Genomic DNA, 10,563 nt, shown 5'->3' on the forward strand with positions numbered 1-10,563 from the left:
CAATAGCTCATTTTCCATCTTTAGTCGTTTGTTCTCATACTTGTATTCTGCCAGTGTTTTTGCAGGTTTGCGCCCTCGTGTCTTTGGAAGGACAGATTCTTTTAGCCAGCAGTGAATTGCCCATCGACTAATCCCATACTCTTGACTTAAAGCACGCTGACTTTCTCCTGCTCTGATTCGTGATACAACTTCCTCTCGTATCCCCGCTGGATACTTTTTCATTCCTTTTTTTCCGGACATAGCGAGACCCCCTTATGTAGTTCTATTATCCTACATAAGGGGGCTTTTTGTCATTGTCCGTTTTTACTGGACCTGTTCAAACAGCCCGCTGTCTTTGCTTCCGTGTGTTTTATGTCGATCAAATTTCTGCGCAAATCAGTCTGCCAGCTTCTTTTGTACCCACCAGAGTCATACCTTCCGTATAGATATCCGGTGTGCGATAGCCTTTTGCTAATACAGTCTTAACGGCGTTTTCGATGGCATCTGCTTCTTCAGAAAGACCAAAGGTATAGCGCAGCATCATTGCTGTAGACAATATTGTAGCCATGGGATTTGCTTTGTCCTGACCAGCAATATCAGGCGCAGAACCATGAACCGGTTCATACATGCCGAAATTGCCTTTTGCCAGGCTGGCGGAAGGCAGCATACCGATGGAACCGGTGATCATGCTGGCTTCATCAGAGAGGATATCCCCGAAGATATTGCCTGTGACAATGACATCAAACTGTTTTGGATTGCGTACCAGCTGCATCGCTGCATTGTCGATATAAAGATGTTCCAGTGTGACTTCTGGATAATCCTTTGCCACTTCTGTTACCACTCTCCGCCACAGACGAGAGCTTTCCAGTACATTGGCTTTATCCACACTGGTGACTTTTTTGTTTCGTTTCATCGCCATATCAAAGGCTGTGACGGCGATTCGTTTGACTTCTTCTTCTGCATACTGTTCTACATCGTAAGCGGCAAGACCAAGTTCTGTATCTTTTGTGCCTCTTTCGCCAAAATAGATACCGCCTGTTAATTCACGTACCACGACGATGTCCAGTCCGCCTTCCACGATTTCCGGTTTCAGGGGACAAGCGTCTGCCAAGGCGTCAAAGAGCATTGCAGGACGAATATTGGCAAAGAGTTCCAATTCCTTACGAAGTCCAAGCAAAGCCCGTTCTGGACGTTTGTCACCAGGTAATGTATCCCATTTCCAGCCGCCAACAGCGCCCAGCAGTACAGCATCAGCTGCTTTGCAGGCGTCAATGGTTGCCTGAGGCAAACATTCTCCTACAGCGTCAATGGCGCAACCACCTGCCAAAACGGGAGTGTAAACAAATTCGTGATGATATTTCTCGGCGATGGTATCCAGTACCTTTAATGCTTCTCCTACTACTTCGGGACCGATACCGTCGCCGTGAATGACAGCAATGTTGTATTTCATAGGACATTTCCCTTTCTCTTTTGTATTTAACGGATGGAATTGAGCAGACCGCCTTTGGCAATGATTTCTTTGATGAAATCAGGGAAGGGCAGTGCTTGATAAGTTTCGTTTCTGGTTACGTTTGTGATGATGCCAGTATCAAAGTCGATGGCAACTTCGTCGCCGTCCTGAATCTTGTCGCTGGCTTCTTCACATTCCAGAATTGCCAAACCAATATTGATGGCATTGCGGTAGAAAATCCGGGCAAATGTTTTAGCAATGACGCAGGAAATACCGGATTCTTTGATGGCAATGGGGGCATGTTCTCTGGAAGAGCCACAGCCGAAGTTCCAACCGCCAACCATGATGTCGCCGTCTTTTACTTTGTGGACAAATTCTGTATCAATATCTTCCATACAATGGCTTGCCAGTTCTTTGTGATTGGCAGTGTTCAAATGTCTTGCAGGAATGATAACGTCTGTATCAATATTATCGCCGTACTTGTGTACGCGTCCATTTGCTTTCATTGTTCAAAACCTCCTTACACTTCATCGGGACTGCTGATTTTGCCTGTGATGGCAGATGCTGCTGCAACGGCAGGGCTTGCCAGATATACCTCGGATTTTACATGCCCCATGCGTCCAACGAAGTTTCTGTTTGTAGTTGCTACACAGCGTTCGCCTTCTGCCAGAATTCCCATATGACCGCCCAGACAAGGACCGCAGGTAGGGGTGGAAACAACGCAGCCGGCTTCTACGAAAATGTCCAGATAGCCTTCTTTGATACATTCCCGATAAATCTTCTGGGTAGCGGGAATGATGATGGCTCTTACATCTTTATGAACCTTGTGTCCCTTCAGAATTTCTGCCGCTGTTTTCATATCGGACAGTCTGCCGTTTGTGCAGGAACCGATGACAACCTGCTGGATAGGAACGTCGCCCACTTCGTCAATGGTTTTGGTGTTTTCCGGCAGGTGGGGGAAAGCAACGGTGGGTTTGATGGCAGACAGGTCAATGTCATAAGTCTGCACATATTCTGCGTCTGCATCGGGTTCATATACAGTGTAAGGACGATTTACTTTGTCCTTCATATATTCTTTTGTGATTTCATCTACCATAAAGATACCGTTTTTGCCGCCGGCTTCAATTGCCATGTTAGCAATGCACAGGCGGTCGTCCATAGACAGACTTTTCAGACCTTCGCCCATGAATTCCATAGAGCGGTACAGGGCACCGTCCACGCCGATCATGCCGATGATATGCAGGATGACGTCTTTGCCGCTGACATTTTTCTGTAATGCGCCTGTCAGGTTAAATTTGATGGCTTCAGGGACTTTGAACCATGCCTGACCTGTTGCCATGCCGGCAGCCATATCAGTGGAGCCAACGCCAGTAGAGAAAGCACCCAGTGCACCATAAGTGCAGGTGTGGGAGTCTGCGCCGATGATACATTCCCCAGCGGCTACCAGACCTTTTTCTGGCAGGAGGGCATGTTCGATACCCATATTGCCTACATCATAGAAGTTGTCCAGATCAAATTTTCTGGCAAATGTGCGGCACTGTTTGCACTGTTCCGCCGCTTTGATGTCTTTATTGGGTGTAAAGTGATCCATAACCATGGAAACTTTGCTTTTATCAAAAACACCGGAGAAACCGGCTTTTTCAAATTCATTGATGGCAACAGGGGAGGTGATGTCATTCCCCAGTACCATGTCCAGATTGGCACGGATGAGCTGTCCCGCAACAACGGAATCCAGACCCGCGTGGGCAGCCAATATTTTCTGTGTCATTGTCATTCCCATAAAAAATCGCTCCTTTTGTGTACAAAAAGGGACAGGTGTGACAAACTGTCATGCGGCACCTGTCCCTGCTGTTTCAATTATTATTTATTTTGTGATGAAATGGCTTACCTGATTCAGACGGTTGATAGCGCTGACCAAAGCGTTGATGGAAGCCAGAATGATGTCTTCGTGCATACCTACGCCCCAGTAAACTTTGCCGTTGGCATCAGCAATGGCAACATAAGCAGCTGCACGGGAGTTGGATTCTGCTTCCAGCGCATGTTCTGCATAAGTTACAAAGGTATAGTCGAAGCTGTAAAGCTTGGACTGGCGCAGGGCATTGCTGACAGCGTCCAGACGACCGTTACCGCTTGCTGTAAAGAAATATTCTGTACCAGCGATGTTTACATGAATGTCAACAGTATATCCATCGTCACCTTTATAGGTAGAATTTTTGCGGAAGGTTGCATCGGTAATGTCGATGGGGTTGAATTTGTTGATATATTCGTTTTTGAATGTTTCATATACTTCCGCAGGTGTCAGTTCCTTATGACTGTGATCGGAAACACCTTTGATCATATAGCCAATTTCTTCCCGCATTTTTACAGGAATGTGGAAGCCGTAGTTCTGTTCCAGAATATAAGCGATACCGCCTTTGCCGGACTGGCTGTTGATGCGGATAACGTCTGCGTCATATTCTCTGCCCACATCATGAGGGTCGATGGGCAGATAGGGCACCATCCAGCGGTGCATGTGCTTGTCTTCGCGGTATTTCATGCCTTTTGCGATAGCATCCTGGTGAGAACCAGAGAATGCGGCAAATACCAGCTGACCGCCATAGGGCTGACGAGGATGCACTTTCATATCTGTATATTTTTCGTAAGCTTCTACGACTTTCGGCATGTTGCTAAAGTCCAGTTCGGGGTCAACGCCATGAGAGAACAGGTTCATAGCCAGTGTGACAATGTCAACGTTACCAGTTCTTTCACCGTTGCCGAACAGTGTACCTTCGATTCTGTCGCCGCCTGCCAGCAGACCCAGTTCCGCATCGGCTACGGCTGTGCCGCGGTCGTTGTGGGGGTGCAGAGAAAGGATGACGTTTTCTCTGTTGTGCAGGTGATGGGACATATAAGAGATCTGTGCTGCGTAAACATGCGGCATAGACATGGATACAGTTGCGGGCAGATTGATAATCACTTTTTTCTCAGGAGTGGGTTCCCAGATGTCGATGACAGCGTTGCAGATAGCTTCTGCAAAGTCGATTTCTGTGCCGGTGAAGCTTTCTGGAGAATATTCAAACTGAAATTCAGTTTCCGGCATTTTCTTTGCGTATTCGTTCATCAGTTTTGCACCGCTGACAGCAATATCAATGATTTCCTGGCGGTCTTTTTTGAAGACCTGTTCCCGCTGTGCCAGAGAAGTGGAATTGTACAGATGTACAATGGCTTTTTTGGCACCTTTCAGAGATTCAAATGTTTTTGCGATGATATGTTCTCTGGACTGTGTCAGTACCTGTACGGTGACATCGTCAGGAATCATATCCTTTTCAATCAGTGTACGCAAAAACTCATACTCTGTTTCAGATGCGGCGGGAAAGCCAACCTCGATTTCCTTGAAGCCAAGGGAAACCAGGAAACGAAAGAACTCTACTTTTTCATTTAGACTCATGGGAACGATTAGGGCTTGATTACCATCTCTTAAATCTACGCTGCACCAAGCGGGTGCTTTTTCCAAATGATCTTTGTTGATCCATTCCATTGAGGGTTCAGGCGGCATAAAGTAACCGACCTCGTACTTTTCGCAATTCTTCATCATCATAATAATCAAACCTTCTTTCTTCCATGAATTTGGAGTCTTTTGTAATTTACGGACGTTCCCGTGTCCGTTTTTGTTTGCCAATCTGATGGAGGTAGCCTGTCGGTTGCAGATTGGCAAACAAAAATGTTTCGCAAGCGAATTGCTTTTGAATGATATGCATTGTACTAAAACAAAAACAATTTGTCAAGTGTATTTTTGCGAATACAGTGTAAAATTTTTATTATGCACTTACGCTAAAAAAAGTTATTGACAATTGTAAAAAGTGTAATATAATTGTGTGTATCAAAAAAAATACAAAAGAAAAATGACGATGAAACAACAAAAGATGAAAGAAAGAGAGGGACTGCCACATGAAAATGACAGGTTCGCAGATCATTATGGAGATTCTGCTGGAACAAGGTGTGGATACAGTTTTTGGGTATCCCGGCGGCGCTGCATTGAATATCTATGACACATTATATCAATACAGTGATCGAATTCGCCACGTGCTGACAGCCCATGAACAGGGAGCAGCACATGCGGCAGATGGCTATGCCAGAGCAACAGGGAAGACCGGCGTTGTTTTTGCCACAAGCGGTCCTGGGGCTACCAATCTGGTAACAGGAATTGCAACAGCTTTTATGGATAGTATTCCTATGGTAGCCATTACATCAAATGTAGCAAACAGCCTGATTGGCAGAGATGCTTTTCAGGAAGTATATATTACCGGCATTACAATGCCCATTACAAAACATAATTTCTTCGTTAATAAAGTAGAAGATCTGGCACACGCTGTCAGAGAGGCATTCCGCATTGCAGCCACAGGCAGAAAAGGTCCTGTGCTGGTGGATGTAACAAAAGATGTTTCTGCTGCTCTTTGTGAGTTTGAACCAAAAGAAGCAGAACACCAAGTAAAAATGCCCACAGCTTCTGATGAGGAAATCCAGAAAATCGCAGATATGATCAATCAGGCAGAACGACCTGCAATCTACTGCGGCGGCGGTGTTCCTGCTTCAGACGCTGGGCATGAATTACAAGAACTGATCCATAAGGCAGATATCCCCATCGCCTATACCATGATGGCTGTTGGGATTGTCGGTTATAACGATACCCATTCTTTGGGCATGATCGGTATGCATGGCAGTGTCGCTGCCAATAAAGCCGTGGATCAGGCGGACTTGGTATTGGCATTGGGCACACGTTTTTCCGACCGTGTAGCGTTGAATACGGAAAAATTTGCTCAGAGAGCCACAAAAGTTCAGGTTGATATCGATGAGAGCGAAATCAACAAGAACGTTATCGTAGATATGAGCGTCCTTTCCGACGTAAAATATTTTCTGGAAAAACTGCTGCCTCTCGTTGAGGAGAAAAAACGTACAGCTTGGCTGGAACAAGTAGCAGAATGGAGAAATGCTTCCATTGCAGCACAATGTCCTGCGGCGAAAATGCATCCCCGCGATATCATTGGTGCCGTTTGTGATATGACTGATAAAGAAACCATCTATGTCACCGATGTTGGTCAGCATCAGATGTGGGCGGCACAGTTTATCAAACACCGCAACACAAAAGTATTTTTGACCAGCGGTGGTCTGGGTACCATGGGCTTTGGCTATGGCGCAGCCATCGGTGCACAGGTTGGATGCCCCGATAAACGGGTAATCCATTTCACAGGTGATGCTTCCTTCCATATGAATCTGAATGAAGCATGTACTGCAGTCAGCGAAGAACTGCCTATCATCACAGTCATCATGAACAATCATGTACTGGGTATGGTTTATCAGTGGCAGAGTTCTTTCTATGACAGGCGATATTCTGCTACAGTACCTAACCGGAAAACGGATTTCGTAAAACTGGCAGAAGGCTTCGGCGCAAAGAGCTTCCGCGCGGAAACACCGGAAGAATTCAAAGAAGCTTTTGCAGCAGCATTGCAGGAAAAAGGTCCTGTATGGATTGAATGTATCATCGATCAGGAAGAAAAGGTACTGCCTATGATTCCTAACGGCGGTACTGTAGAAGACATCATCTTGAACTAAAGAGGAGGCGATAGGCATGACAGAGATCAAAGTCAACAAAGACGCCCCCCGTCAGGTGGTGCGTATGCTGGTAGATAACCAGCCCAATGTACTGGCTCGGATTTCCAGCCTGTTTGGCAGAAGAAATTTTAACATCAGCACCATTACCGCATCAGAAACCCACATTTCAGGGCTTACCAGAATTACAGTCGTTACTGGGGAAAATGATGAAAATGTACTGCATCAGATCATTGCCCAGACAGAAAAACTGGAAGTGGTGCGGGAAATCTATCTGCTGGATATGAAAAACAGCGTATATCGCGAATTGCTGCTGGTGAAAATCCGCACAGACAAAAATGAAAGAAGCGCATTACACGAAATCGTGGATATTTATAGAGGGAAGATCATCGACCTTTCCAAAAACAGTATGATTGTTGAACTGACAGGCTCTCCTGAGAAGCTGGACGGCTTTATGAACATGGTATCCTGCTATGATATCATCGAAGTATGCCGTACAGGCATCACAGGCATTGAACGGGGTCTTGCAGAATAAAAAAGTTACAAAAGAAGAAACGGGAAAAACCCGGAAGAAAAGGAGACGATACGAATGATTAAAAAGTATTATGATCAGGATTGTAATTTGGCAATGTTGGACGGCAAAACAATTGCTGTCATCGGTTTTGGCAGCCAGGGTCATGCCCATGCACAGAACCTGAAAGAAAGCGGTATGAACGTTGTGGTTGGTCTGAGAAAAGGCTCCGCTCATACAGCAAAAGCAGAAGCAGCTGGTCTGAAAGTTATGGAAATTGAAGAAGCTGCAGAAGCAGGCGATGTAGTAATGATGCTGGTACCTGACGAACTGGCACCTGAAATCTACAAAAACCAGGTAGCAAAACATATGAAAGATGGCGATATTCTGGCATTTGCCCATGGTTTCAACATTCATTACAACCAGATTCAGCCTGCAAAAGGTCTGGACGTTATCATGATCGCGCCCAAAGGTCCTGGTCATATCGTACGTAAACTGTATACAGAAGGCGCAGGCGTACCCAGTCTGATCGCTGTTTATCAGGATGCTTCCGGCAAAGCAAAAGACTACGCACTGGCTTATGCTTCCGGTATCGGCGCTGGTCGTGCAGGTATCCTGGAAACAACATTCAAAGAAGAAACAGAAACAGACCTGTTTGGTGAACAGGCAGTACTGTGCGGCGGCGTAACAGAGCTGATGAAAGCTGGTTTCGAAACACTGGTAGAAGCTGGTTATGAACCTGAAATGGCTTACTTTGAATGTATCCATGAAATGAAACTGATCGTTGACCTGATCTATGAAGGCGGCTTTGATAAAATGCGTTATTCCATCTCCAACACAGCGGAATACGGCGATTACATCGCAGGCAAACGCGTTATCACAGAAGAAGCAAGAGCCGGCATGAAGAGCCTGCTGGCAGACATTCAGGATGGTACTTTCGCAAGCACATTCGTTCAGGAAATGAACGCAGGCGGCAAAGCGAAATTCTTGGCATCCAGAAGAGTACAGGCAGATCACCAGCTGTGTCACGTAGGCGCAGAACTGCGTCAGATGATGAGCTGGCTGAAGAAATAAGAATAGAATAGAAAAGTTCAGCAAAGTAAAGAAGAAGGAGGAAGGGGAATTCCTCGTGGAAAAGCACCCGAAAGGGTGCTTTTCCTGTATATGGAACGTGCCCTCATACATATATGAAGAATCTGAGAAGTGCAAGTGTAACACAAGGTGTTGAAAAAGCCCCTATGCGCAGCCTGTTTTATGCCATGGGGTATACAAAAGAAGAACTGGATCGTCCGTTGATTGGCGTAGTTTCTGCTCATAGTGAAATTGTTCCCGGACATTTTCATCTGGATAAAGTAGCAGAAGCCGTAAAAGCTGGTATCCGTATGGCTGGCGGTACCCCCATCGAAGTGCCTGCCATTGGCGTTTGTGACGGGATTGCCATGGGACATATCGGCATGAAATACAGCCTTGCCAGCCGTGAACTCATTGCAGATAGTGTGGAAACCATGGCAATGGCACATTGCTTTGATGGTCTGGTACTGGTACCCAACTGCGATAAGATTGTTCCCGGTATGGTTATGGCAGCAGCAAGAATCAATCTGCCTGCCATTGTTTGTTCCGGTGGTCCTATGATGCCCGGTATTGTAGATGATACCCATAAGAGCCTGTCTGAAATGTTTGAAGCCGTTGGCGCTAGAAAAGCAGGGCTAATTGATGATAACAAACTGTATGAATTTGAAAATAATGCATGTCCAGGCTGTGGTTCCTGTGCTGGTATGTTCACTGCAAACAGTATGAACTGTCTGTGTGAAGCCATTGGTATGGCGCTGCCCGGCAATGGTACCATTCCTGCGGTGCACAGCGGCAGATTGCAGCTGGCAAAACACGCTGGCATGAAAATTATGGAACTGGTGGAAAAAGACATCAAAGCAAGAGATATCATTACAGAAGCATCTATCCGTAATGCCGTTGCCTGTGATATGGCACTGGGTTGTTCTTCCAATAGCGTACTGCACCTGCTTGCCATTGCAAACGAAGCAGGCGTAGATTTGGATTTGAACGTATTCAATGAAATTTCCGCAAAAGTTCCGAATCTGTGCCATCTGGCACCGGCTGGCGATACTTATATCGTAGACTTGCAGCAGGCAGGTGGTATCCCTGCGGTACAGGCAGAACTGTCTAAAAAAGGACTGCTGAATCTGAATTGTATGACAGTAACCGGTCATACATTGGGTGATAATATCGCAGGCGCATATAACCGCAATCCTGAAATTATCCGTCCTGTGGAAACCCCTTACAGTGAAACAGGTGGTATCGCAATCCTGTGGGGCAATATTGCGAAAGAAGGCTGTGTTGTCAAACGCAGTGCTGTGGCGGAAGAAATGCTGTGTCATACAGGTCCCGCAAGAGTATTCGATGATGAAAGTTTTGCCATCGAAGCTATTTATAATGGCGAAATCAAACCTGGAGATGTGGTTGTAATCCGCTATGAAGGACCGAAAGGTGGTCCCGGTATGCGTGAAATGCTGAATCCTACCAGTGCATTGGCAGGCATGAAGCTGGATAAGTCTGTAGCGCTCATCACAGATGGTAGATTCTCTGGTGCAAGCCGTGGCGCTTCCATCGGTCATGTTTGCCCGGAAGCAGCGGCAGGCGGCGAAATTGGTCTGCTGAAAGATGGTGATCTCATCGAAATCGACATCCCCAATGCATCCATCAATGTCAAACTGACAGATGAAGAACTGGAAGAAAGAAGAAAAGCTTATGTAGCACCTGCGCCGAAAGTAACCAGCGGTTGGCTGGCAAGATACGGCAGAATCGTTTCTGCGGCAAGCAAAGGCGCTGTTATGAAATAATAGAAGCGAAAAAGAAAACATGTTTTAGGACTGTTTCATAAGAAAACAAAGAGAGCTGAAATCCTTTCATTACAAAGAATTTCAGCTCTTTTATTGTACGCCGAACAGGTATGACAAAACCCCCAGTTCAACTGGGGGTAGGTAAAAATACTTTAGTATAAGAAAGAAACCTCCTGCGTTAT

The 10,563-nt window shown here is 45.9% G+C and carries 9 protein-coding genes; 4 read left to right on the forward strand and 5 right to left on the reverse strand.

Features of this window, described 5'->3' with window-relative positions:
* From BUB35_RS16350 to BUB35_RS16370, 5 genes are all read right to left on the reverse strand, one after another.
* A partial coding sequence (locus BUB35_RS16350; protein WP_416385642.1) for a transposase occupies positions 1–240 on the reverse strand: 240 nt, incomplete at its 3' end.
* 118 nt (positions 241–358) lie between these two features.
* Positions 359–1,429: a 3-isopropylmalate dehydrogenase gene (gene leuB, locus BUB35_RS16355; RefSeq protein WP_072853513.1), complete on the reverse strand. Its 1,071-nt coding sequence runs from the start codon at positions 1,427–1,429 to the stop codon at positions 359–361.
* Between the two features lie 26 nt (positions 1,430–1,455).
* On the reverse strand, positions 1,456–1,935 hold the full coding sequence (gene leuD / locus BUB35_RS16360; protein ID WP_072853515.1) for a 3-isopropylmalate dehydratase small subunit: 480 nt from the start codon (positions 1,933–1,935) through the stop codon (positions 1,456–1,458).
* 14 nt (positions 1,936–1,949) lie between these two features.
* On the reverse strand, positions 1,950–3,209 hold the full coding sequence (leuC, locus tag BUB35_RS16365) for a 3-isopropylmalate dehydratase large subunit (protein ID WP_054329771.1): 1,260 nt from the start codon (positions 3,207–3,209) through the stop codon (positions 1,950–1,952).
* A gap of 84 nt (positions 3,210–3,293) precedes the next feature.
* Complete coding sequence (locus BUB35_RS16370; protein WP_072853524.1) at positions 3,294–5,000, reverse strand: 2-isopropylmalate synthase; 1,707 nt, start codon at positions 4,998–5,000, stop codon at positions 3,294–3,296.
* A 356-nt stretch (positions 5,001–5,356) separates the two neighbouring features.
* Here BUB35_RS16370 and ilvB point away from each other — a divergent pair, with 356 nt between their 5' ends.
* From ilvB to ilvD, 4 genes are all read left to right on the forward strand, one after another.
* Complete coding sequence (gene ilvB, locus BUB35_RS16375; RefSeq protein ID WP_072853516.1) at positions 5,357–7,018, forward strand: biosynthetic-type acetolactate synthase large subunit; 1,662 nt, start codon at positions 5,357–5,359, stop codon at positions 7,016–7,018.
* A 16-nt stretch (positions 7,019–7,034) separates the two neighbouring features.
* Positions 7,035–7,550, forward strand: coding sequence for an acetolactate synthase small subunit (gene ilvN, locus BUB35_RS16380; protein WP_072853518.1), 516 nt, complete (start codon positions 7,035–7,037; stop codon positions 7,548–7,550).
* Between the two features lie 54 nt (positions 7,551–7,604).
* The gene (gene ilvC, locus BUB35_RS16385) at positions 7,605–8,600 is read left to right on the forward strand and encodes a ketol-acid reductoisomerase (RefSeq protein WP_072853520.1); all 996 of its coding nucleotides are present in this window, start codon (positions 7,605–7,607) and stop codon (positions 8,598–8,600) included.
* Positions 8,601–8,722: 122 nt separating this feature from the next.
* Complete coding sequence (gene ilvD / locus BUB35_RS16390; RefSeq protein WP_200777623.1) at positions 8,723–10,381, forward strand: dihydroxy-acid dehydratase; 1,659 nt, start codon at positions 8,723–8,725, stop codon at positions 10,379–10,381.
* The last annotated feature ends 182 nt before the right edge of the window (positions 10,382–10,563 follow it).

Source organism: Anaerotignum lactatifermentans DSM 14214, from assembly GCF_900142265.1.
In the GTDB taxonomy this organism is placed as follows: Bacteria; Bacillota; Clostridia; order Lachnospirales; family Anaerotignaceae; genus Anaerotignum; species Anaerotignum lactatifermentans.

Coding starts and splice junctions, on each gene's coding strand:
- leuB (WP_072853513.1), bottom strand. CDS start 1,429: ATGAAATACAACATTGCTGTCATTCACGGCGACGGTATCGGTCCCGAA.
- leuD (WP_072853515.1), bottom strand. CDS start 1,935: ATGAAAGCAAATGGACGCGTACACAAGTACGGCGATAATATTGATACA.
- leuC (WP_054329771.1), bottom strand. CDS start 3,209: ATGGGAATGACAATGACACAGAAAATATTGGCTGCCCACGCGGGTCTG.
- BUB35_RS16370 (WP_072853524.1), bottom strand. CDS start 5,000: ATGAAGAATTGCGAAAAGTACGAGGTCGGTTACTTTATGCCGCCTGAA.
- ilvB (WP_072853516.1), top strand. CDS start 5,357: ATGAAAATGACAGGTTCGCAGATCATTATGGAGATTCTGCTGGAACAA.
- ilvN (WP_072853518.1), top strand. CDS start 7,035: ATGACAGAGATCAAAGTCAACAAAGACGCCCCCCGTCAGGTGGTGCGT.
- ilvC (WP_072853520.1), top strand. CDS start 7,605: ATGATTAAAAAGTATTATGATCAGGATTGTAATTTGGCAATGTTGGAC.